The organism is Pedobacter puniceum, assembly GCF_009674685.1.
Lineage (GTDB): Bacteria > Bacteroidota > Bacteroidia > Sphingobacteriales > Sphingobacteriaceae > Pseudopedobacter > Pseudopedobacter puniceum.
In genome coordinates this window covers 990,662-1,014,539 of record NZ_WKJI01000002.1, presented here as the reverse complement: position 1 = coordinate 1,014,539, position 23,878 = coordinate 990,662, and the positions used below count along the sequence as shown (strand labels likewise).

Below are 23,878 nucleotides of genomic sequence, written 5' to 3'. Positions count from 1 at the left end.
AAGCAAACATTTTGGCTTAGTTTTAATTCTTCTATACAAATGAGCCCGGGAGAAAAAATCATAAGCAATTGGTATAAGCAAAAAAAGTGGCAGCAATTTGCTTTCCAACAAGAAATGATGGATGCCTATTTAAAAGGCTATTCGGGCTTGTTAAATGCTCCAACAGGTAGCGGTAAAACTTTTGCCTTGTTTTTGCCCTTTCTTGCAGATTATATCAATCAATATCCAAACGATTACCAAAGCAGAAAAAATAATGGTTTGCTAATGCTATGGATAACGCCATTAAGAGCTTTAACCAATGATATCCAAAAGGCTATGCAAGCCGTTGTTGATGATTTAGGAATCCCCTGGAAAATTGGCACCCGCACTGGCGATACTAGCAGTGCCGATAAGCAAGCCATTAAAAGGAAACCACCAGAAGTTTTATTAACTACGCCAGAGAGTTTACACCTCATGTTGGCTCAAAAAGATTACCCTAAAACTTTTGAAAAATTAAGAGTAGTTGTAACCGATGAATGGCATGAACTCTTAGGCACAAAACGCGGTGTACAAATGGAGCTAGGCTTAAGTAGGTTGAAAGGATTGAAGTCGGAAACTTCAAGACCCAAGACCGAAGATAAGTCAGATTTTCCAACTTCCTACACCGATTATCAAACTTTAAAAATTTGGGGTATTAGTGCAACCATTGGTAATCTTGAAGAAGCGGCTCAAGTGCTTTTGGGTGTTAACTTCCCTAAAGAGCGGCAAAAAATGGTCAAAGCTGATATCGATAAAAATCTCGTTATCACTTCTATCATCCCTCAAAATATAGAAAATTATAGTTGGAGCGGGCATATTGGTTTAAAGTTACTACCAGAAGTGATGGAGATTGTGGCCCAAAGCAAAACCACGCTCATATTTACCAATACCAGAGCGCAATCAGAAATATGGTATCAAGCCATTTTAGATAAATATCCAGAATATGCTGGCATTATGGCTATGCACCACGGCTCTTTAGATAACGATTTACGCAATTGGGTAGAACAAGCTTTACATGCCGAGATTTTAAAAGTAGTAGTATGCACCTCCAGTTTAGATTTGGGTGTAGATTTTAGACCAGTAGACACCGTTATACAAATAGGTAGCCCTAAAGGGGTAGCCCGTTTTATGCAAAGGGCAGGCAGAAGTGGGCATCATCCCGGTGCAACTTCTAAGGCTTGGTTTGTGCCAACGCATTCTTTAGAATTACTGGAAGGCGCTGCCTTAAAATACGCTATCAAACAAAAAACTTTCGAGAGTAGAGACCCCATCATTTTAGCTTTTGATGTTCTTATCCAATATTTAGTTACCCTAGCTGTTTCTGATGGCTTTAAAGCCGATGAAATCTATAAAGAAATAAAAAGCACTTTTGCTTACGCGGATATTTTGCCTCAAGAATTTGATGATTTACTAGATTTTATCAGCAAAGGAGGTAAAACACTCTCGCAGTACGATGAGTATTTAAAAGTAGAATACGAAAACGGTTTGTATAAAGTAAACAACCGTAGAATAGCCATGCGACATCGTTTAAGCATGGGAACCATCACCAGTGAAATAAGCATGCGGGTAAAATTCCAAAGCGGAGGCAGTTTAGGCACTGTTGAAGAAGGCTTTATTGCTAAACTTAAAATAGGCGATAACTTTTGGTTTGCAGGCAGAAACTTAGAATTGGTACGTGTAAAAGAAATGACTGCCTATGTTAAAAAATCAACCAAAAAGAAAGGTGCTATTGCTACTTGGGCCGGAGGCAGAATGCCATTATCATCACAACTATCAGCAGTTTTTAGAGAAAAACTTGATGAAGTGGCTATAGGAGTAGAAGAAGACAAAGAAATTATTGCTTTAAGGCCGCTATTTGCTCAACAAAACTCTTTATCCCATTTACCTCAAAAAACCGAATTCCTGATAGAAAAATTAGAAACCAGAGATGGTCATCATTTATTCTTTTATCCTTTTGAAGGCCGATTAGTTCATGAAGGTATGGCCTCTTTAATAGGTTTTAGATTATCTAAATTTAAAAAAGCTAGTTTCTCTATAGCCATGAATGATTATGGTTTTGAGTTATTAACTGATGATGAAGTATTGTTAGAAAAAGCTTTAGAACATCATTTATTTAGCGATAAAAATCTAATAGACGATATACAAAATAGCCTTAACGCTAATGAAATGGCCCGTAGAAGATTTAGAGATATTGCACATATTTCGGGCTTAATTTTCACAGGATTTCCGGGCAAACCCATGAAAAACAAACATTTGCAATCTTCAACATCCTTATTATTTGATGTTTTTAGCGAATACGAGAAGGATAACTTATTAATAAGACAGGCTTATAATGAAGCTTTAGCTTTTCAACTAGAAGAATTTAGATTAAGAGAAGCTTTGCAGCGGATACAAAAACAAAAAATTATAGTTAAAGAAACGGCACAACCTAGTCCTTTTGCTTTCCCTATCATGGTAGATAGGCTTAGAGAAAAAATGAGTACCGAGTCTTTAGAAGAAAGAGTGGCTAAAATGGTAGAAAGGTTAGCTTAGTAAACTGTAATAATATTCAGTTTATAGTCTTTCCCCACCTTTTTCTTTGGTTTACTTGGATAAAACATATTAACGGTAATGATACTGGCCGGAAAAATTGCTGCCACTGCACTAAAAGCAGTAATGGCTGGGTTTACATCTAAACTTTGGGTTAAAGCAATAGCCGAACCTCCTAAAATACCATAGCTTAATAAAAATACGCCTAATGTGCCACCAAAATTACTTTTTTGTATAGCTGTAATATCTTTAACGTTTAAAGCCAAATTATCTTTAGCACCTTTTCTTATTTTTAAATAAATGGTTTCTTTCCTTATAGAGTCTATTAAACCCCTTAAACCAGCCTCTTCACCTTTAAATTTCCTACCTAAATTTAACTTGTTTACCGGGTATGCTAACCTAACCATTTCGCCAGCCTTAATAACCTCTGTTTTATTATCATTATAAGTGATTAAAATTCGATGGCTTTCTGAGAGCGCTGTTACAGAGCCCATCTGTGCTATTTGAATTTCATTTTTCTGAGAAAAACCTAAAAAAGAGCATATTAAGGCAAAAAGTGTTAAAAAAAGGCATTTCAAATTCATACAATAAAGGTAAAGAGAATTTTAAACCTAACACAGGAAAATAAAAAATTGATTACTAGCAAAATACAATTATAAATCTTACATTTGCGTCCCTTTACGTGTAAAGGGGTATTGCAAAAATTTAATGTATTAAAAAATGGCAACTAAAATTAGATTACAAAGACACGGTAAAAAAGGAAAACCATTCTACTACATCGTAGTAGCAGATTCAAGAGCACCAAGAGATGGTAGATTTATTGAAAGATTAGGTTCTTACAATCCAAACACCAATCCTGCTACAATTGACTTGAATTTTGATCAAGCTGTTAAATGGGTTACTAGCGGAGCTACACCTACAGATACAGCTAAGGCTATTCTTTCTTACAAAGGTGTTCTTTACAAAAAACACTTAAATGGTGGTGTAACTAAAGGCGCTCTTACTCAAGAGCAAGCTGATGCAAAATTTGCAGAATGGTTACAAAGCAAAGAAGGTAAAATCGAAGCTAAAAAAGCAGGTTTAGTTTCTAAAAAAGAAGAAGCTAAAAAAGCTGCTTTGGTAGAAGAGGCTAAGAAAAGAGAAGCTATCGAGGCTGCAATTGCAGCTAAAAATGCTCCTGTTGAAGAAGCAGCTCCAGAAGTAGAAGAGGAAGCAGCATCAGAAGATGCAGCTGTTGAAGCTTCTGCAGAGGAAACTGAAGCTCCTTCAGCAGAATAATATTATTTTCTTTTAACAAAAAAGGGTGATTTGAATATTCAAATCACCCTTTTTTGTTAAAGACAAGTTTTTACTTGTATTGCTATTTAGCCTCTTCTTTAGCTTTCTTCTTAAAGTAGCCTCTTAATAAGAAGTTATGTTGTAAAGCTTCTAAATCTTCATCAAGCTTTTGGCTGCTGGTTTCTAAATTTCGCATAATTACTTTAAGCTGCTCGGCAGTTTGCTTATCATTCAACATTAAACCTAAAGCGTTATCATTTGCATTTAACTTTGCCGATGCTACTTTTAAATTCTCGGTAAGCTTAGCAGCAGCTGCTGCTGTTTGTTGGAACTCATTTACTGATGTTTGTAATTTTGCAAATACCGCAGTATCTGTAAAAAGCTTATCGGCCAAGCCACCTTTGGTATTCATTTTTGCAGTAAAGCTATTGAGTTCTTTAGCCATTTTATTGGTAGAAGCGGCTGTAGTTTCTAAATTAGCCACCATAGCTTTAAAATCTTTAGCAATTTGCTCATCAGCTAATAATGCCCCTGCAGCACCTTTTCCTTCTACTAAGTTTCTAGCAAGAATCTTAAAGTCTGAAGTTATATCTACTAAGTTCTTGTTATTAGTTTGTAAGGTCTTCATCATATCATCCGTAGATAAAGTTTTGTTAACCTGTAGTCTATCGCCATCCTCAACAAAAGGAAAACTAGGCGAACCTCCGTCAATCACAATAATCTTATTACCTATCAAACCATCAGAATTGATACTTGCTTTAGCATCTTTATGGATGTATTGATGAGCAGCTTCCTCTATACTTAAAAAAACTTGAACTTGGGAAGTTCCATAAAACTGAATTTTTTTGATAGTACCTACCTTAACGCCAGAGAACCACACGTTGTTCCCTACTTTTAATCCTTGTATATCATCAAAAACAACATTTACAGTAAAAGATTTTACGAAAGTCTTCTTTTGTCCTCCTAAAGTTAATATCCCGATAAGGAAAATGGCAAGGCCAATAAAAATAAATATTCCAACGGTTACACCGCGTTTTCTGTCTGCTATTTCAGTCATTTTTACTCTATAAAATTATATTCATAGAAAGATTTAACTCTTTCATCATCTGTATTAAAAACTTCTTCAAAGGTGCCAACTTTATTAAAATGACCATCAAGAAGCATGGTTATACGGTCTCCGGTTTGTTTGGCACAAGTAAGATCATGGGTAATGATAATAGAACTGGTATGATATCTTTCTTGTACCTCGTTTATTAAGCCATTAATTTCTAAACATGTTATAGGATCTAAACCCGCTGTTGGTTCATCATACAACATAATTTTAGGTTGTAATATAAGGGTACGGGCAATACCAATACGCTTTCTTTGCCCTCCGGATAATTCAGAAGGCATTTGGTTAATGGTTTGCCCTAAACTTACGGCATCTAAAACGGTTTCAACAGCATAATCTTTCTCCTTTTTAGTTAGGTTTTTACGATTTCTCACCAAAGGAAATTCTAGGTTTTCTCTTACAGTCATACTATCGTAAAGCGCACTATTTTGGAAAGAAAAGCCTATATGTATTCTCAATTCTTGTAATTCTCTTTCGTTTAACTGGCTAACTTCTTTACCCAAAACTTCTACCGTACCGCTATCTTGTTTGAGTAGGCCTGATATAATTTTAATCAGAACAGATTTCCCTGTTCCTGATTTACCCAATACCACAAGATTTTCTCTTTCATACAAATCCAGATTAACACCTTTAAGCACATGGTAATCTCCAAAAGATTTATTTAAATCCCTGATAATAATTACCTTATCTCTTTCTTCCGGATGTTCTATTCTGTTATTTTTATGCATTATGTACGGAATAAAAACGTGATTTGCGTTGCTAATACTTCTTCAATAAACACCAAAAACATACCAATAACTACCGATGAATTTGCTGCTTTTCCTACACCTTCTGTACCTTTTGATGAGTTAAAACCTTGGTAACAACCAACCATACCAATGGTAAACCCAAATAGGATAGCCTTTATAGTAGATGCAATAATATCAAGAAAAGTTATAGACTCTAGTGATGATGAAATAAAACCGTTGAAGCTAGTATCCTCAAACATGGCAACGTTTACAAAACTCCCTAATAAACCTACCAAAGCAGTATAAAAAGTTAAAATAGGAATAGTAATGGTGGTTGCTAAAACCCTAGATACTACTAAAAACTTAAAGGGGTTGGTAGCAGAAACTTCCATAGCATCTATTTGCTCGGTTACCTTCATAGAGCCAAGCTCGGCACCAATACTAGACCCAACTTTACCAGCAGAAATTAAGGCCGTTAAAAGTGGTGCTAATGTTCTCAATAAAGCAATACCCACCAAAGATGGCAACCATGATGTTGCCCCAAACTCGGCCAGAGATGGTCTGGATTGTTTGGTAAAAACTATACCGGTTATAAATCCTGTTAAAGATATTAAGGCTAAAGAGCGGTAACCAACTTGGTAACATTGACGCATAATTTCTTTACCCTCATAAGGCGGTAGAAGTACTTCTTTGAAGAATTTCATCACGAACTGATATACTAAATACAGTTCGTAAAACATACTATGTAATTTTTGTACGAAACGTGATTTTGGTGCTTCCAATTATTCTTATTCAATTAAGCTGCGTAAAAGTAGATAATTATATCAAAAATGATGCTAAAGACATAAAAACATAACAATTAAATCACAAAATATTGAGCTAAGCGTTTATCGATTCAAAATTCTAACCCTATTATAAAGCCTTTACATTTAACTATATATGCCATTTAGCGTAATTTATTTGCTAGAAATTTAGCAGAGGCTGATAAATCCGGCTGTTTTTTTACTTTTGTAGGTAAAGCAAAAGATATGTCAGAGGAAAAATCATTAAATTTTATTGAAGAGATTATAGAAGAAGATCTTAGAAATGGCAAGCATGGCGGTAGAGTTTTAACACGTTTCCCTCCAGAGCCAAATGGCTATTTACATATTGGTCATGCTAAATCTATCTGCCTAAACTTCGGGATAGCCAAGAAGTATAATGGCACTACCAACCTAAGATTTGATGATACCAACCCTGTTACGGAAGATACTGAATATGTAGAAAGCATAAAAGAAGATGTAAAATGGCTAGGTTTTGATTGGAAAGAAGAACTTTATTCTTCTGATTATTTTGACCAATTATATGATTTTGCGGTTGCCCTGATAAAAAAAGGATTGGCTTACGTAGATGATAGTACAGCAGAAGAAATTGCTGCTGGAAAAGGTACACCTACAGAAGCAGGAACTCCAAATATTTACAGAAGCAGATCTATAGAAGAAAACTTACAGCTTTTTGAAGAAATGAAAGCTGGTAAATATCCTGATGGTGCCAAGGTTTTAAGAGCTAAAATTGATTTGGCTAACCCAAACATGCACCTACGTGACCCCTTGATGTACAGGATAAAACATGCACATCATCACCGTACTGGAGATAAATGGTGTATTTACCCGATGTATGATTTTGCGCATGGGCAGTCTGATGCTATTGAAAAAATTACCCACTCGGTTTGTACGCTAGAGTTTATTCCACACCGCCCATTATACGAGTGGTTTATAGAACAACTGGATATTTTCCCATCAAAACAATATGAATTTGCTCGCTTAAACATGAGCTATACGGTTATGAGTAAGCGTAAATTGATGCAGTTGGTAAATAACCAGATTGTTGCCGGTTGGGATGACCCTCGAATGCCTACCATTAGTGGTTTAAGAAGACGTGGGTTTACGCCAGCATCCATCCGTAATTTTTGCGAAAGAATAGGTGTAGCTAAAAGAGATAACTTAATTGATTTTAGTTTGCTAGAGTTCTTTATCCGTGAAGATTTAAATAAAACATCGTGGAGGAGAATGGTGGTTCTTGACCCTATAAAAATGGTTATTACCAATTATCCTGATGGGCAAGAAGAAATTTTACATGGAGAAAACAACCCAGAAGTTGAAGGCCATGATGGCGAAAGGGCAATACCATTTAGCAAAGAGTTATGGATAGAGCGTGAAGATTTTATGGAAGAACCTCCAAAGAAATTCTTCAGACTTGGCGTAGGCTTAATGTGTCGTTTAAAAAATGCTTACATCGTACAATGTGATGATTTTGTTAAAGATGCCGATGGTAATGTAACTGAAATTCATTGTACTTATTTCCCTAACTCAAAATCTGGCGAAGATACATCAGGATTAAAAGTAAAAGGAACCATGCATTGGGTAAGTGTAAAACACGCTAAAACTGCCGAAGTAAGATTGTATGATAGGCTATTTAAAGTAGAACAACCAGATGCAGAAGATGGTGATTTTAAGGATTACATTAACCCAGAAAGTTTGGTAGTAGTTAAAAACGCTTATATAGAACCAGACTTAACATTAGCTATCAAGCAATTACAAGAAAACCCAGACAGGAGATACCAATTTATTAGAAAAGGTTATTTCTGTTTAGACAAAGAAGCCACAGCAGAACACCTAATTTTTAACAGAACTGTTGGTTTAAAAGATAGTTGGGCTAAAGAAGCCAATAAATAATCATAAAAACAAAGTATAAAGTATGTAAATCAGCATACTTTATACTTTATACTTTATACTTTATACTTTATACTTTATTAATACTTCTTGTACAGGTTATAAAGTATACATCTATCCCAAGTAGAAAGAATAGGAAACAAATCTGTCTTGGTAAAATGCCTTTTAAAAGCTACTATTGCGGCAGCCATATCTGTAGTATCATAACCAATTCTTTTTAAAGCAGCTTCTTCATCAAAATTAACTGGTGGTGGCATATCAGGTAAATCATACCATAAACCAAAACCATTTTTAGCTAAAACATCCCAAGGAAATAATATACTCGGATCTGCTTTTCTTTTAGGTGCGATATCGCCATGTCCAATAAAATTTGCTGTAGGGATATTATAATCCTTTTTAAGTTTAGCCAAAAGCAATAACAAAGTATTTATTTGTGCTTCGGCAAAAGGTTCTCTACCATTATTATCCAACTCAATACCAATAGAGCAAGAGTTCATATCCGTAATATTACCCCATTTACCCGCACCTGCATGCCATGCTCTTAGCTCATCATTTAACATCTGAACTAAAAAACCATCTCTACCTATCACATAATGCGCACTTACTTGGGTGCTTTCCATAGTAAAGGTTTTAATGGTTTGCGCTAAAGAGTCTTGTGCAGTATGATGAATGATGACATAAAAGGGTTTTCGAGCGCCAAAATTTACGGTAGGTATATATGCAGATGGTATTGCATTACCAGAAGAATCTAACACCATTGGCGCCGGATTTACCACAATACTAGCGGTAACCTCTTCCATTTTTGCGGTTTGTATTTTTTCTGCTTGTTTGTAGGGTTTAGGAGAACAAGAGACAATGATGAATGCTGAAAAGAGAACGATAAAATACTTCATATGCTTAAAACGCATAAATATAAGATTTAACGGTTTTTATTTTAATAATTTCTAACTCAATTTTGGCAAGGTCTTAGCTTTAAATAACTTAAAGTAAAACCTTAAGAAAATGGAAAACAAATCAAAAATAGCAGCAGTGGTGGTAGCCGGCATTGCTGCAGGAGCAGCAGCTTGGTATTTTCTAAAATCAGAAAACGGAAAACAAAATTGGTCTTCTTTGGTAGATGGTGTAAAAGACTTTACAGACCATTTAAAAAATACAGCTTCTAAACAAGCAAGCAAGATAAATGATTTATCTAAAGAAACCTCAGATTATCTAACCTCAAAAGCACATGAAGCTTCGCATTTCTCTGATCATACTTTAAATGATATCTCTGCTAAAGTTGCTCAGGATTCAAAATCTTTATCTTAATGATTTTTAAAGGAGATATATAAAAATATGTATCTCCTTTAAAATTTAAGCATAATTTTACCAATATGCCTGCTGCTCTCCATTAATTGATGGGCTTTTATAACATCAGCGTAAGCAAAAACCTGATGGATAACAGGCTTCACTTTTTTATCTTCAAAAAGCGGCCAAACATACTTTTCTATTTCTCTGGCTAAAAAAGCTTTAAATTCTGGTTCTCTTGCTCTTAAAGTACTTCCGGTAATTTGTAATCTCTTCTGCATAACTTTAAGAATATCTAGCTCTCCAATTCTATTTTGCATCGCATTGATATAAACCAAACGCCCTTCTAAACTTAAAATATTGATATTTTTAGGCAGGTAATTCCCTCCTACCATATCTAAAACAACATTTACCCCAGTTTCTTTAAGTAAAAACTCAAAATCTTGCTCTTTATAATTAATGGCCATATCGGCACCTAAGGCTAAACAAGCATCACATTTCTCTTTAGAACCTGCGGTAACTATTATTTTACAGCCAAATGCTTTAGCTAATTGGATAGCCATAACGCCTATGCCGCTAGAGCCACCGTGTATCAAAACTTTTTCTCCAGCCTTTAATTTGCCTAGTATAAAAAGGTTATACCAAACTGTAAAAACAGTTTCTGGCAAAGAAGCAGCTTCGATAAAGTTTAACCCTTTGGGGATGTTTAAACAACTTCCCTCTTTTGCAACCACATACTCCGCATAAGCGCCACCTGAAACTAATGCGCAAACATAATCTCCAACTTTATATTTATTAACAGCCGAGCCACAAGCAACTACTTCACCCGCTAATTCTAAACCTAAAATATCAGGAACAGCCCCAGCCGGAGCGGGATATTTCCCTTGCCTTTGCATGATATCTGGTCTGTTAATACCAACGGCAGCAACTTTTATTAAAACTTCATCATCTGCTACATGTGGTATAGCTCTTTCTTCTAACGTTAAAACTTCCGGACCACCATAATGATGAACAACTATAGCTTTCATAAATTTATAATAGCGGATTATTAGCAATAAGCTTTATTAGTCTAAATGGCGTAGCATTTTTAAGATACTCCTTCACTCCAGGATGCTCGCACTGTTCCATTTGGTTTATATCTGCTAAAGATATTTTCTCATATGCCATAGACCAATCAGGAAAATAACGTGTTTTTGCGGGCCCTTCTATTACTACTTTAAGTGCAATAATTCTCTTATCTTTTTCTATAGAACTAAAAATATGCTTTACTGCCTCTTTATCTCCTTCTAACAATTGTATAAAGGTGCCCTCCACATAAAGAAGCTTACCCGTTACATTATATTTTGCGTTTTTATCTCTTGCTTGAACCAAAAGCTCTTCTAAACCAGTAGGTGTAAAAGGAGAAGACTCGTAAGCAAAATAAATTAAGTAGTACATGATGTTTAAATTTTAAGGTAAATTCTTGAAAGCTTCTTGCTAACTATCTCTCTTAACCAGTTTAAAAACTATTCTTTTTGATGCTGTGGCAAAAAAACTAAAAAAAACCAGAAAAAAATTGTTTCTTCTGTAACAGATTGATGATTGTCTCCGTTATGTTCTGTAATGTCTACCAAATACTAAATTTTACAATGATGATTAATTTTAAAACTTCTAACAATCTTAAACGATTGACCACAGCAAAAACGCTGCTAGCAGCTGCCTTACTGTTAACTTTAACTTCGTGTTTAAAAAACGACAACGATTATACCCCACAACAAGTAGCTGCAGTAAGCATATTCCATGCTTCGCCAGGTACACAGGCTTTTAATTTTATAACAGACCGTGGTACTGGTAGTGGGCCATTTACATTTAGCCAAAGAACTTTTTACAATTTATATGCAGCCGGACTACGTAGGATAAGCATTCGCAAAGTAGGTGGTACACAAGATACTTTAAGAACAGGCTCTGTAAATCTTGAGGCTGATAAATTTTATTCTATCTATGTAGTAGATGCTGCGCCAAATCCAAACTTTTTAATTATTAAAGACTCTTTAAGTAACCCTACTGCTGGCAAAGCAAAAGTCAGATTTATTAATTTAAGTCCGGATGCTGGTTCTTTAAGCTTAACAACAGCTACCGATAGTTTGATATTTAATACCACAGCTTATAAAGTTCATACCCCTTTTAGTGAAATATCAGGTAATAGAACCTACACTTTTAAAATTAAAAATAATGGTACTGATAAAGCCATCAAACAAAATGTAGAGATTAAGACCGGAAGAGTTTATACTATTTGGGCTAAAGGAATTGATAATACTACCAATGACACGCTTAAAACAGCTATACAAGTAAGTGAGCATTTAAGCGATTATTAAAACCCTATTTTCTTCCTGTTTAAAAGGCTGCTTTAAAGTAGCCTTTTTTTATGTCTCCTTTTTTGGAAAAGATAGGTAAAAGCTTGTTCCTTCTTTTTCTTTACTGGTAAACCATATTTTACCACCTTGCATATCGGTATACTCTTTACAAAGCATTAAGCCCAAACCCGTTCCTTTTTCTTTATTGGTTCCGTAATTGGTTTTTGTACTGATAGTAAAAATAGAAACCTGCTCTTCTTCTTTAATTCCTATTCCATTATCCTTAATAGAGATATGATAATTATGCTCATCAGTATCAAAACATATATTTATAGAACCATTGTTTGGTGTAAATTTTATAGCATTATGAATAAGATTTCTAAAAATCAACTTTAGCATTTCAACATCGGCGTAAAGCTCATTATTCTTTATTTCTACTTCTAAAAGTATACCTTTTTTCATAGCTATACTTTTCATCAAATTAAAAGTAGGACTAAACTCTTCTAGCACCAAAATTAAACGCTTATTTGCAGTATTACCTTTCATTTGGTTTTTAGACCAATGCAACAGATTATTTAGTAACTCTTGCGCATTTTTAGTTAGCTCAAGTAAATCTTCTTTAATTACCTTTCTTTCATCCGGGGTGAGTTCTACGCTACCCGCCAATTCTAGATACTGTTGAACGTTAGCTAAAGGTGTTCTTAAATCATGCGAAATCACAGAAAAAATCTTATCCTTTTCATCATTAAGTACTTTTAAAGCTTCTGCTTTTTCTGAAACTATTTTCTTTTGCGTGATATAACTTTTTTTAAGGTATAGGGTTCCAACGTAAATCAAAACCAAACAAATAAAATAGGTTGATATCATATCAAAAAGCCTACTTTCTGCACTTGGATATGGAGTTATTAATTTTTCGCCATAATAATATTCTAAAGCAACAACAATAGCTACAAAAACAATATTAAGCATTAACCAATAAGGTAATTTATTAAGCCTTGAAATAGAAAGCAGCAAGAATAAGCTTACAATATAAAGTAATAAGCTAGGGCCTTCTATTCCGCCATTATGTAAATAGTTTACAGCAAGTATAAGGTTGATATTTACGGCAGAAATATCTATAGCTAAAGCTAATTTATTTCTAAATCTACTTATGCAGTAGGTTACACATTGTATAAGAAGTATTTCTAATGTAAGTAAAAAAGAAGGAATTAAATTATTATAATAATTGATAGGAGTAACAAAAAGAACTGCCGATATCACAACAAAACTAAAAGAATGAAAAATACGGCTTTCAAGTGTAAAGTTTAAATTTTCACCTGTCCACCATTTCCAAAAAAGAGAAAAATTTTTTTCCTTCTGAAGGTTTTGCATTAATATTTTTATCTAAAACATTATAATTTTTACCAAAGTTAACATTAAATTCCCCAAGCTGTTAATATAATATTTCTACTTCCTCCGTAATCTCTATGCTCACACATGTAAATACCTTGCCAAGTACCTAAACATAATTTACCATTTGATATAGGAATTTGTATTGATGGCCCTAACAAAGATGCTTTTATATGGGCAGGCATATCATCTGCCCCTTCATAATCATGTAAATAATGTGTAGCATTTTCTGGTACCATCATATTAAAATGCGATTCAAAATCTTGTCTTACTGTAGGGTCTGCATTTTCATTAATGGTTAATGATGCTGATGTATGCTGCATAAAAACTTGCAACTGCCCAACTTCTATTTCCTGAATTTGTGGTAAAGCCGCTAAAACTTCTCTGGTGATTAAATGAAAACCTCTTGAAAAGGGTCTTAACCTTATTTGTTGCTGAAAAAATTTCATCTTTAAAGTTATTGAAATTATACCAAACAAGTAGCTGCGAAATACTTGCCGGCTGTCAACATGTCACTTAAAAAGCATTGGTACAGCGCTTGATAAGGCTAGGTGAAACATAAAAATCAATCTAACAACATAGAGCTATGCAAGAAAAAGGAACCATTTCAATCCACACCGAGAATATTTTTCCGATTATTAAAAAATTCTTGTATTCGGATAATGAAATATTCTTGAGAGAGTTAGTATCAAATGCTTCAGATGCTACACAAAAGATAAAAAGATTAGCCTCATTAGGGCAGTATAATGGCGAATTAGGCGAACTAAAGGTTGAAGTAGCTTTTGATGAGAAAAAGAAAACCATTACCATAAGTGATAATGGTATAGGGATGACTGCCGAAGAGATTAAAAAATATATCAACCAAATTGCTTTTTCTGGCGCTACAGAATTTGTTGAGAAATTTAAAGATGCTAAAGACGCCAATGAAATTATCGGAAAATTTGGTTTAGGATTTTACTCGGCCTTTATGGTTGCAGAAAAGGTAGAAATCCAAACCCTTTCTTACCAAGATGGTGCAGAACCTGCTAGCTGGATTTGCGATGGAAGTACAGAGTTTGAGATTGCTAAGGGTACAAGAACAACCCGTGGTACGGATGTTATCTTATACATTAATGCAGATTCTGAAGAATTTTTAAGTAAATATAAGCTTCAAGAAATTTTAGATAAATACTTTAAGTTTTTACCAACCAAGCTTGTTTTTGGTACTAAAACAGAGAGTGAGCCAGACGGAGAAGACAAAGATGGTAAGCCACAATATAAATCTGTAGAGAAAGAAAACATCATTAATGGCGCTAAACCTATCTGGACTTTAGCACCTGCTGATTTAAAAGATGAAGATTACCTACAATTTTACAAAGAACTTTATCCTTTTTCTGAAGACCCACTATTTTGGATTCATCTAAATGTTGATTATCCTTTTAATTTAACAGGTGTTTTATACTTTCCTAAACTTAAAAATGATGTTGAATTTCAACGTAATAAAATCAAATTATTTAGCAGACAAGTTTTTATTACTGATGAGGTAAAAGACATTGTACCAGAGTTTTTAATGTTATTACATGGTGTTATAGACTCTCCAGATATCCCTCTAAACGTTTCTAGAAGTTTCTTGCAAGCAGATGGAAATGTTAAAAAAATCAATAGCTATATTACTAAAAAAGTTGCCGAAAAATTGGCTGAACTTTTCAAAAAAGACCGCCCAGCTTACGAGCAAAAATGGAATGATATTGGCATTTTTGTGAAATACGGAATGATAAGCGAAGAGAAGTTTTATGAAAAAGCAAAAGACTTTGGCTTATTTAAAAATACCGATAACCAATACTTCACTTTAGAAGAATACAAAGAAAAAGTTAAAGCAGCACAAACAGATAAAGATGGTAATGTGGTTTATTTATACACCATAGACCCAGCTAAGCAAGATGCCTTTATACAATCGGCTAAAAAGAAAAATTACGATGTATTATTGATGGATACCCCTATTGATAATCATTTTGTAAGCCATATAGAGCATAAGCTAGAAAAGGTTCAGTTAAAACGTGTTGATGCTGATGTTGCTGATAAATTGATTGATAAAGGCGAGAAACTTGAACATGCATTAAGTGAAGATCAAACTAAAAAAGTTAAAGAGATATTTGAAAAAGCTATTAATAAGCCAGCTTATCAGGTAAATATAGAAGCTATGAACCCAGAAGAATTGCCAGTTACCGTTACCATGGACGAGTTTATGCGCCGTATGAAAGATATGGCTGCTATGGGTGGCGGTATGAGTTTTTATGGCAATATGCCTGACAGTTATAAAGTTGCTATCAACGGAAATCATAAACTGGTAAGTAAAATTTTACAAGCCGAAGATGAAAACACTCAAGCCGAGTTAGCAAAACAAGCATTTGATTTAGCTTTACTATCTCAAGGTTTATTAACCGGAGCAGATTTAACAGCTTTTGTAAACAGAAGTGTTTCTTTAATCTAAAGAGATTGCTAAATACATCATTTAAAGCTTCCTTAGTAATAGGGAAGCTTTTTTTATTTCATATTAAGGATGCTAATTAACATGGCAAAGATTTTGTTTTACCAAAATCAAATTTAACAGCCATGGAAACACAAGAAAAACATTGGGAATCTGGTCCTAACCAAGACCACTTAGATAAACGAGTTAAAGAACAAGCAGAAAGAGCACTTAAAGAATCAGAACGCCGTAAAGAAAATTTAGATGACAAAGGGGAAGGCAGCTATAAAGAAAAAAATGGCGATGAAGATGAGCAATATGAAGGTCTTAAGAACGAACCTAAGATAGACCAAAAGCCAACCCACCCGCAAACAGAAGAATAAAAAATCACCCCGATAATTCGGGGTTTTTAATGGCTATTATCCTTATATTATAGCTATGTTATTTGGTTGATTTCTATTACTTTAGTAATGGTTTACTAATTATCCGCAACTGGTAAACCTTAACCATAATAACCATGAACCTAAAAAAATTATACCCCCTTTTAGTGCTGTTTTGTGTAAGTATTTCGGTTTTTGCACAACCCATATCGCAAGATGAAAAAATGAAATGGTGGCGAGAGGCTCGTTTCGGTATGTTTATTCACTTTGGGGTTTATGCACAAATGGCCGGAGAATATAAAGGTCATCAACAGGCTCGTGGTGGGGCAGAGTGGATTATGAACAGAATGAAAGTACCTGTTTCAGAATATAAAGAGGTTGCTAAAAAATTTAATCCGGTAAAATTTGATGCTGATGAATGGGTGAAAATGGCCAGAGATGCTGGAATGAAATATCTAATCATTACAGCTAAACACCATGATGGCTTTGCTTTATTTGATTCTAAAGCTAGTGATTGGGATATTATGGATGCAACGCCATACAAAAAAGACCTGTTAAAACCTTTGGCAGAAGCATGTAAAAAATACAAGATAAAATTAGGCTTCTACTACTCTCAAGCCCAAGATTGGGTAAACCCAGGAGGTTCTGCAGCCAGAAAATTAATGGCAGAAGGCTGGCCTAATCCAGATAGTACCAAAATCAATAATTACACACAAGAGCATGAGGGCCATTGGGACCCGGCACAAGAAACCAAAACATTTGCACAATACATTGATGAAGTTGCAGTTCCACAGGTAAAAGAATTAATGACTAACTACGGTGATATTGCGGTTTTATGGTGGGATACGCCGGTAAAAATGACTGATGAAGCTGCTCTTAAGTTACAAGAACAGTTAAAAAAGCAAACTCATATTATTACAAATGACCGTTTAAAACGCCCAAATTTTCCTGGAGACACCAAAACACCTGAACAAAAAATTCCGAATTTAAGCGAACTAGATGGTAAAGATTGGGAAACTTGTATGACCATGAATGGTACCTGGGGTTTTAGAAATTCTGATACTAAATGGAAATCATCTGAAACCTTAATTCGTAATCTGGTTGATATTGCATCAAAAGGGGGGAATTATTTATTAAATGTAGGACCAAAACCAGATGGTTCTTTCCCTGATGCTAGTGTAGAACGCTTAAAAGATTTAGGTAATTGGATGAAGATTTATAGCGAAGCCATTTATGCTACAGAAGCCAGTCCGCTACCTAGCCAAACTTGGGGGCGTGTAACCACAAAAACACAAAATGGAAAGACTACCCTTTATCTTTCTGTATTTGAGTGGCCAAAAAATGGTATACTTAGCATCGATGGGCTAAATCAAGAAGTGATATCAGCAGGAATGCTGCACAATGGTGAAAAACTAAAGTGGAATAAAAACAGCAACCAAGTGATGTTAAAAATACCATCACAAGCACCGCATGCTGTGGCAAGTGTTATAAAGGTTGAAGTAAAAGGAGAAATGAAAACTTGGTTTGAACAATCAGGAAAAGAAAAAATGAAAACTGGGGCTCTTGACTAAGTGGCTTCTAGGTGAAAAAGTATCAAGCTGATTGAAATTAATTAAGCTTTATCCCAATCAGCCTGATACAAAATTTTATTTAAACTTACCCATCAGGGCTTTTAGCTTATGCTGCATATCTGTTTCAGCATCTTTTTGTACTGGCTTTTTAAACCCTTCTTTACCTGATGATTTTTGAACGCTAGCTGGTTTATCTGCCTTCTTTACCGGGCTTGTATTACCCTTCATACTCAATGCTATACGCTTACGGGCAACATCAACCTCTGTAACAGTAACTTCTACCCTTTGCTGTACTTTTACAACTTCATTAGGGTTTTGTATAAACCTATCTGCCATTTGGCTAAGGTGCACTAAACCATCTTGATGAACACCAATATCAACAAAGGCACCAAAATTTGTTATGTTAGTTACAATGCCTGGTACTTTCATCCCTACCCTTAAATCTTCAATTTTATTAATCCCATCAGCAAAATTGAAAGATTCAAATTGCTCACGTGGGTCTCTGCCTGGTTTGGCAAGCTCGGCTAAAATATCTTTTAGCGTTGGCAAACCTACTTCATCAGAAATATACTTTTGTAGGTTTATCTGCTTTCTAAGTGCATCATTAACCAATAAATCTTCTACTTTACAGCCTAAATCTTTAGCCATTTGCTCTACCAAAGCATAACGCTCTGGGTGTACTGCACTGGCATCTAAAGGATGCTCGGCATTTCTGATTCTTAAAAACCCTGCAGCTTGTTCAAAAGCTTTATCACCTAAACGAGTAACCTTCTTTAATGATTCTCGGTTTTTAAAAGCTCCGTGAAGGTTCCTATATTCTACAATGTTTTGTGCCAATTGCGGCCCCAAGCCAGAAACATAAGATAAAATTTGTTTAGAAGCCGTATTTAGCTCTACCCCAACAGCATTAACACAACTTATAACCGTATCATCTAAAGAGCTTTGTAACTTGTTTTGGTCAACATCATGTTGGTATTGCCCAACACCAATAGATTTTGGATCTATTTTAACCAATTCTGCTAATGGGTCCATCAACCTTCTTCCAATAGAAACAGCTCCTCTAACGGTAATATCATGATCTGGAAATTCTTCTCTGGCTACCTCAGAAGCAGAGTAAATAGAGGCTCCGCTTTCATTAACCATCACCACTTGTACATTTTTTAAACCTTGCTTACGTACAAATTCTTCTGTTTCTCTACTAGCTGTTCCGTTACCAATGGCTATGGCTTCTATTTCATATTTGTTAACCAAGTAAACCAAAGTTTGCTCTGCCTCTTTTAAGTTTCCGGCTCCTGTAAAAGGATATATAGTAGTGTTTTCTAATAATTTACCTTGTTTATCTAGGCAAACCAATTTACAACCCGTTCTAAAACCAGGGTCTAAGGCTAATACATTTTTTTGTCCCATTGGTGCTGCTAACAATAACTGGCGAGCATTTTCTGCAAACACTTTTATAGCTTCCTCATCTGCTTTTTGTTTAGATAACAGCCTGATTTCTGTTTCCATACCAGGCTTAAGCAATCTTTTATAACCATCTTCTACGGCTAGCTTTACTTGTTGAGATTTTGCTTGATTAGCCTTGATGAAAAGTTTTTCTAAGAGTTCTATAGCATCTTCTTCGGGAGGTAAAATATCTAATTTTAAGATAAGTTCTTTCTCTCCTCTACGGATAGCCAAAATACGGTGAGAAGGAGCAGTCTTTAAAGGTTCTTCCCACTCAAAATAATCTTTGTATTTGATACCTTCCTCTTCTTTACCTTTAAAAACTTCTGCTTTTAAGGTGGCTTTCTCCCAAAATAAATCTCTCATCTTAGCTCTCGCATCAGCGTTTTCTGCTATCAACTCTGCTATAATATCTCTTGCGCCTTGTAAAGCATCGGCAACAGCGAAAACACCTTTTTCTTCATTGATATATTGCTCTGCCTCAGCCTCAGGATCGTTTCTATCTTGTTCTAAAATACTTAATGCTAGGGGCTCTAAACCTTTCTCGCGGGCAACAGATGCTTTGGTTTTACGCTTTGGTTTATAAGGCAGATAAATATCTTCTAAAACAGCCATAGTGGCTGCTTCCATAATTTGCTTTCTTAAATCATCGGTTAATTTACCTTGTTCTTCAATAGATTTAAGAATAGCCTCTCTTCTTTTATCTAATTCTCTTAGCTGCTGTATCCTGTCTCTTATGGTAGCTACCTCAACCTCATCTAAACTTCCAGTAAGTTCTTTGCGGTATCTAGAAATAAAAGGTACGGTAGCACCTTCATCTAACAAGGCTAAAGTTGCATCAACCTGTTTAGTACCAATACTTAGTTCCTGCGCTACAAGCTGTATATGTTGGTCTCTCATGTAAATTTTATTAGTCTACGAAGTTGTAAAAAACTGTAGGTAGCGCAAAATAAAATTCCTAACAAAAAACCCAGCTTTAAACTGGGTTATGTCTTGTTTAGTTGATGATGATTTTTCTAAAGGCGAGCTTTCCTTCGCTTTCTACTTTCAGCAGGTATATGCCCGAATTTAATTTACTTGTTTCGAGCTCTTGCTTACCCTTTAAGCTCTTTTGGTTTAAAACCGATTTACCAGTCATATCAATAAGCTCTATATCATAAGTGTCAGAAAACATTACGGTTAAAGTATTTCCAGCTTCTATAGGATTAGGATAATAAGCAAAACCTACAAATTTTGGATCTTCTTTAACAGAAGTAGAAAAATAAGGAAAATCTTCTGAATAACTTTTACAGCCCGCAGAATTTGTAATCTCAACAGCATAAAACCCTGTATTTTGAATAGGAAAAGATGTTGTATTAGCACCAGAAACAAGAGTTCTGTTAAAATACCACTGATAAGTGGCACCAGCTACAGCAGCTGTTGTTAAAGTATTACTATTTACTGCCCTGTTGATAACTGGCTTAGCAGGTTGTGCTACAACTGTTACCAGTTTTGAAATAGTTGAGCCATCACATACACCTCCGGTTATAGTTACAGCTATATTAAAAGTTGCCCCAACAGTGGTTGGAACAAGAACGGTATATTGGGTATCTGAAACTCTGCTACTGGTTGCGCCTGTTATAGCCCAAGTGTAGGAAGTAGCACCGGTAGCACCTGTTATGGTGTATGTTGTAATATTGTCTAAACAACCTGATGTAGGACCAGAAATAGTTGCTGTACACTGCGCTTTTACAATGGTGTGCAAACAGCAAATGAAGAAAATAGTTAATAAATTTTTCATCATAATTAGGAAATTTTCATGGTAAATATAAAAAAAATACATTGTTTATTACGTTAGATTAGAATTAAGGTTGTCTCTGCATCTTACAAAAACTATTTTTTTACTAATTTTACATCATGAAGTTACCCATAGTTGCATACGGAGACCCTGTTTTAAAAAAAATCGCTACGGATATTAATCAAGATTATCCAGATTTAAATGTTTTGATTGAAAACATGTTTGAAACCATGTATGCGGCTAGTGGTGTAGGTTTAGCAGCACCACAAATAGGTTTACCCATTAGACTTTTTATTGTTGATGCTACTCCTTTTGATGATGATGAGCCTGAATTAAGTAATTTCAAAAAGGTATTTATCAATGCCCGCATTCTAGAAGAAACCGGTGAACCTTGGAAATTTAACGAAGGCTGTTTAAGCATCCCGGATGTTAGGGAAGACGTAAGCAGAAAACCCGAAATACGTGTTTCTTATTACGATGAAAATTGGGAGCTTAAAGAAGAAAACTTTAAAGGTCTTGCAGCAAGAGTTATACAACACGAGTATGACCACATAGAAGGAAAGCTTTTTACAGATCGTATTAGCTTATTGCGTAAAACGATGCTGAAAAACAAATTAGAATCTATATCTAAAGGAGCTGTTAAAGTAGCTTATAAAATGAAGTTTCCATCTTTAAAGAAAAAAAGATAAGACTTCCTTTTTCTTTACTTTTTGTTTCTCTCTTTATTACCTTCTGTAATTTGTTTAATAAGCGCACCCCATGCAAATGGGTTCAGCAAAGGATTTGTTTGAACCATATTTTTATTGGTAAGCCCAATATGGTTATTCTGAAAATTGAAAGATTGCATTTCTGTACCATCTCTAGGTAAAGAAACATATAAATCTCTTAAGCTTTTGCTAGACAAGTTTTTCTTGGCAATTTCTAAATCATCATCGGCAAATTTCATGGTTAAGAAATCTCTTTTAAACTCATCATAACTTGCCCAAGGAAAAACTCTTACGGTTGGTAAAATAATGTTATCAGACTTCATTTTAACAACCGCCGTAAATTTTCTTTCTTTGAGATTTTGTGGTATTACCAATACCAATTTTTTATATCCAACGGAAGAAAACTGTATGCTATCTCCTTCATGAGCAACAAAAGAGTAATAACCTTTATAATTAGCAGAATGGGTCTTTTTTTCTGATAAATTATTTAACGTAACATAAGGAACAACAGTATTACTATCTATATCATAAATAACACCAGAAAATTGCACCAAAGGCTTTCCTTCCTTTTGTGCAAAAGTAGTGCTAGCTATAAGACAAAATATAACAACTAATATGCTCCTCATTATTAAAATAAAAATATTAAAAGCTTCTTAATTTATCTGTTAAATTGTGTTAAAGAAAAAAGCCTTCATCATTTTAACGATAAGGCTTTTTATATGTTTTAAAATAAATTGTAAAATTATTGAAGGTTTGCTGGTAATACAGCTGAAGGATCATCCATAGCTGTTAGGTTAATAGCCTCAACAGCAGTTATAGAGGGTACAGCTTTTTTAACAGCTTGTTCTATGCCTGCCTTTAAAGTCATGATACTCATTGGGCAAGAACCACAAGAACCCAATAATTTTAATTTAACGATATAATCATCTGTAATTTCTTCTACGGATACATTCCCACCATCAGCTTCAAGATACGGTCTTATGGTATCTAATGCTGCTTCTACTTCGTTCCTTAAATTTTCTTTAGGGTCCATTATTGATAATTTTTTATAAAAATAACAAAATCAAAAGGAAAATTATGCTTTTGCCATGTCATTTTTAATTGCCAATTGTTGTGCTACTTTTTGTGCAAGCTCTATATATGCTTGGGCAACTAAACCTTTATCGGCTAAGATAATAGGTTCACCGCTATCGCCTGCTTCGCTTACACTTTGTACCAAAGGTAATTCGCCAAGGAAAGGGACATTATATTTTTTTGCCATATTTTTACCACCATCTTTACCAAAAACATAATATTTATTGTTTGGCAGCTCGGCAGGAGTAAAATAAGACATATTTTCTACCACACCTAAAATAGGTACGTTAATGCTATTCATCATAAACATACCAATTCCTTTAGTTGCATCTGCAACAGCTACTTGCTGTGGTGTAGTTACAATAACGGCACCAGCTATTGGGAAAGTTTGGGTAATGGTAATATGAATATCGCCTGTACCAGGAGGTAAGTCAACAATTAAATAATCTAATTCGCCCCAGTCAGCATCGTTAAAAAGCTGCTTTACAGCAGTTGAAGCCATTGGACCTCTCCATGGCACAGGTTGGCCCGGGTCTGTAAAGAAACCAATCGATAATAGTTTAATACCATATTTTTCTATAGGCTCTATACTGGTTTTTCCATTAACCTCACTTGCATTAGGTCTAGCATCTTCTAAGCCAAACATGATAGGTACCGATGGACCATAAATATCAGCATCAATTAAGCCTACTTTTGCACCAGTTAAGCTTAAGCCAATCGCTAAATTTGCTGCTACGGTAGACTTTCCTACTCCGCCTTTACCTGATGAAACCGCAATGATATTTTTTATTTGAGCAGAAAACTGTGTTTTAGGTGTTGTTACACGACTTGTCATGTGGATGTTGAGTACTGCATCTTGGCTAACAAAATGTTTAATGGCGTTTCTACAAGCGTTCTCTAACATGTCTTTCATTGGACAAGCTGGTGTAGTAAGCACTACAGAGAAACTGATATTTTGGCCATCAATTACCAAGTTTTCTATCATATTAAGCGTCACCAAATCTTTCTTTAAATCTGGATCTTCTACATTTCTTAAAGCATCTAATACTTGTTCTCTAGTAAACATCGTTTTATAATTTCAAGTAAAATTAACAAAAGG

General features: G+C 34.8%; 23 protein-coding genes. 9 read left to right on the top strand and 14 right to left on the bottom strand.

Going from position 1 to position 23,878, the window contains the following annotated elements; genetic code table 11:
- Nucleotides 1-39 precede the first annotated feature (39 nt).
- Nucleotides 40-2,550 (top strand): ligase-associated DNA damage response DEXH box helicase, encoded by a 2,511-nt coding sequence (locus tag GJJ64_RS11030; RefSeq protein ID WP_154287823.1) that lies wholly within the window; start codon nt 40-42, stop codon nt 2,548-2,550.
- Here GJJ64_RS11030 and GJJ64_RS11025 read toward each other — a convergent pair.
- Entirely contained in the window at nt 2,547-3,131 is a 585-nt protein-coding gene (locus tag GJJ64_RS11025; protein ID WP_154287822.1) for a hypothetical protein, read from the bottom strand. The genes GJJ64_RS11030 and GJJ64_RS11025 overlap by 4 nt on opposite strands.
- Nucleotides 3,132-3,267: 136 nt before the next feature.
- Between GJJ64_RS11025 and GJJ64_RS11020 the strand changes: the two genes are divergently transcribed.
- A complete protein-coding gene (locus GJJ64_RS11020) occupies nt 3,268-3,825 on the top strand; it encodes a 30S ribosomal protein S16 (RefSeq protein WP_154287821.1) in 558 nt (185 codons plus the stop codon).
- 82 nt (nt 3,826-3,907) lie between these two features.
- Here GJJ64_RS11020 and GJJ64_RS11015 read toward each other — a convergent pair whose 3' ends face one another.
- Genes GJJ64_RS11015 through GJJ64_RS11005 form a run of 3 tightly spaced genes read right to left on the bottom strand, consistent with a single transcriptional unit; the run spans nt 3,908 to nt 6,404 of the window.
- Nucleotides 3,908-4,882 (bottom strand): MlaD family protein, encoded by a 975-nt coding sequence (locus tag GJJ64_RS11015; protein ID WP_154287820.1) that lies wholly within the window; start codon nt 4,880-4,882, stop codon nt 3,908-3,910.
- A 2-nt stretch (nt 4,883-4,884) separates the two neighbouring features.
- Entirely contained in the window at nt 4,885-5,664 is a 780-nt protein-coding gene (locus GJJ64_RS11010) for an ABC transporter ATP-binding protein (protein WP_154287819.1), read from the bottom strand.
- Nucleotides 5,664-6,404, bottom strand: a complete 741-nt coding sequence (locus tag GJJ64_RS11005) for an MlaE family ABC transporter permease (protein ID WP_229655520.1) — start codon at nt 6,402-6,404, stop codon at nt 5,664-5,666. Before GJJ64_RS11005 ends, GJJ64_RS11010 begins: the two co-directional genes overlap by 1 nt.
- 288 nt (nt 6,405-6,692) lie before the next feature.
- Between GJJ64_RS11005 and GJJ64_RS11000 the strand changes: the two genes are divergently transcribed.
- Nucleotides 6,693-8,378, top strand: a complete 1,686-nt coding sequence (locus tag GJJ64_RS11000; protein ID WP_154287818.1) for a glutamine--tRNA ligase/YqeY domain fusion protein — start codon at nt 6,693-6,695, stop codon at nt 8,376-8,378.
- Between the two features lie 77 nt (nt 8,379-8,455).
- Here the strand turns inward: GJJ64_RS11000 and GJJ64_RS10995 are convergent, their stop codons facing one another.
- Nucleotides 8,456-9,268 carry an N-acetylmuramoyl-L-alanine amidase gene (locus GJJ64_RS10995; protein WP_154287914.1) on the bottom strand — a complete coding sequence of 271 codons (813 nt, stop codon included), beginning with the start codon at nt 9,266-9,268 and terminating at the stop codon, nt 8,456-8,458.
- A 109-nt stretch (nt 9,269-9,377) separates the two neighbouring features.
- Between GJJ64_RS10995 and GJJ64_RS10990 the strand changes: the two genes are divergently transcribed.
- Entirely contained in the window at nt 9,378-9,680 is a 303-nt protein-coding gene (locus GJJ64_RS10990) for a YtxH domain-containing protein (protein WP_154287817.1), read from the top strand.
- 38 nt (nt 9,681-9,718) lie between these two features.
- Here the strand turns inward: GJJ64_RS10990 and GJJ64_RS10985 are convergent, their stop codons facing one another.
- Nucleotides 9,719-10,687 (bottom strand): NAD(P)H-quinone oxidoreductase, encoded by a 969-nt coding sequence (locus tag GJJ64_RS10985; RefSeq protein ID WP_154287816.1) that lies wholly within the window; start codon nt 10,685-10,687, stop codon nt 9,719-9,721.
- A 4-nt stretch (nt 10,688-10,691) separates the two neighbouring features.
- On the bottom strand, nt 10,692-11,096 hold the full coding sequence (locus GJJ64_RS10980; RefSeq protein WP_154287815.1) for a BLUF domain-containing protein: 405 nt from the start codon (nt 11,094-11,096) through the stop codon (nt 10,692-10,694).
- Between the two features lie 194 nt (nt 11,097-11,290).
- Here GJJ64_RS10980 and GJJ64_RS10975 point away from each other — a divergent pair, with 194 nt between their 5' ends.
- Nucleotides 11,291-12,013 carry a DUF4397 domain-containing protein gene (locus tag GJJ64_RS10975; RefSeq protein ID WP_195759279.1) on the top strand — a complete coding sequence of 241 codons (723 nt, stop codon included), beginning with the start codon at nt 11,291-11,293 and terminating at the stop codon, nt 12,011-12,013.
- Nucleotides 12,014-12,061: 48 nt separating this feature from the next.
- On the opposite strand, the gene GJJ64_RS10970 is transcribed toward GJJ64_RS10975, so the two are convergent.
- Together GJJ64_RS10970 and GJJ64_RS10965 are read right to left on the bottom strand one after the other, a co-directional pair.
- Nucleotides 12,062-13,363 carry a sensor histidine kinase gene (locus tag GJJ64_RS10970; protein ID WP_154287813.1) on the bottom strand — a complete coding sequence of 434 codons (1,302 nt, stop codon included), beginning with the start codon at nt 13,361-13,363 and terminating at the stop codon, nt 12,062-12,064.
- Nucleotides 13,364-13,407: 44 nt separating this feature from the next.
- On the bottom strand, nt 13,408-13,830 hold the full coding sequence (locus tag GJJ64_RS10965) for a secondary thiamine-phosphate synthase enzyme YjbQ (RefSeq protein WP_154287812.1): 423 nt from the start codon (nt 13,828-13,830) through the stop codon (nt 13,408-13,410).
- Between the two features lie 137 nt (nt 13,831-13,967).
- Between GJJ64_RS10965 and htpG the strand changes: the two genes are divergently transcribed.
- From htpG to GJJ64_RS10950, 3 genes are all read left to right on the top strand, one after another.
- On the top strand, nt 13,968-15,851 hold the full coding sequence (gene htpG, locus GJJ64_RS10960; protein ID WP_154287811.1) for a molecular chaperone HtpG: 1,884 nt from the start codon (nt 13,968-13,970) through the stop codon (nt 15,849-15,851).
- 122 nt (nt 15,852-15,973) lie between these two features.
- Nucleotides 15,974-16,210 carry a hypothetical protein gene (locus GJJ64_RS10955; protein WP_039450816.1) on the top strand — a complete coding sequence of 79 codons (237 nt, stop codon included), beginning with the start codon at nt 15,974-15,976 and terminating at the stop codon, nt 16,208-16,210.
- 134 nt (nt 16,211-16,344) lie between these two features.
- Complete coding sequence (locus tag GJJ64_RS10950) at nt 16,345-17,778, top strand: alpha-L-fucosidase (protein WP_154287810.1); 1,434 nt, start codon at nt 16,345-16,347, stop codon at nt 17,776-17,778.
- 75 nt (nt 17,779-17,853) lie between these two features.
- Here GJJ64_RS10950 and GJJ64_RS10945 read toward each other — a convergent pair whose 3' ends face one another.
- Both GJJ64_RS10945 and GJJ64_RS10940 read right to left on the bottom strand, forming a co-directional pair.
- On the bottom strand, nt 17,854-20,121 hold the full coding sequence (locus GJJ64_RS10945) for a Tex family protein (protein WP_154287809.1): 2,268 nt from the start codon (nt 20,119-20,121) through the stop codon (nt 17,854-17,856).
- 97 nt (nt 20,122-20,218) lie between these two features.
- Nucleotides 20,219-21,004 (bottom strand): T9SS type A sorting domain-containing protein, encoded by a 786-nt coding sequence (locus GJJ64_RS10940; RefSeq protein WP_195759278.1) that lies wholly within the window; start codon nt 21,002-21,004, stop codon nt 20,219-20,221.
- 113 nt (nt 21,005-21,117) lie between these two features.
- Here GJJ64_RS10940 and def point away from each other — a divergent pair, with 113 nt between their 5' ends.
- The gene (gene def, locus GJJ64_RS10935; protein WP_154287807.1) at nt 21,118-21,687 is read left to right on the top strand and encodes a peptide deformylase; all 570 of its coding nucleotides are present in this window, start codon (nt 21,118-21,120) and stop codon (nt 21,685-21,687) included.
- 14 nt (nt 21,688-21,701) lie between these two features.
- On the opposite strand, the gene GJJ64_RS10930 is transcribed toward def, so the two are convergent.
- The 3 genes from GJJ64_RS10930 to GJJ64_RS10920 form a co-directional block, all read right to left on the bottom strand.
- Nucleotides 21,702-22,331 (bottom strand): peptidase associated/transthyretin-like domain-containing protein, encoded by a 630-nt coding sequence (locus tag GJJ64_RS10930; protein ID WP_154287806.1) that lies wholly within the window; start codon nt 22,329-22,331, stop codon nt 21,702-21,704.
- Nucleotides 22,332-22,447: 116 nt separating this feature from the next.
- Nucleotides 22,448-22,738 (bottom strand): NifU family protein, encoded by a 291-nt coding sequence (locus GJJ64_RS10925; protein ID WP_154287805.1) that lies wholly within the window; start codon nt 22,736-22,738, stop codon nt 22,448-22,450.
- Nucleotides 22,739-22,780: 42 nt separating this feature from the next.
- On the bottom strand, nt 22,781-23,845 hold the full coding sequence (locus GJJ64_RS10920) for an Mrp/NBP35 family ATP-binding protein (protein WP_154287804.1): 1,065 nt from the start codon (nt 23,843-23,845) through the stop codon (nt 22,781-22,783).
- Between the last annotated feature and the right edge of the window lie 33 nt (nt 23,846-23,878).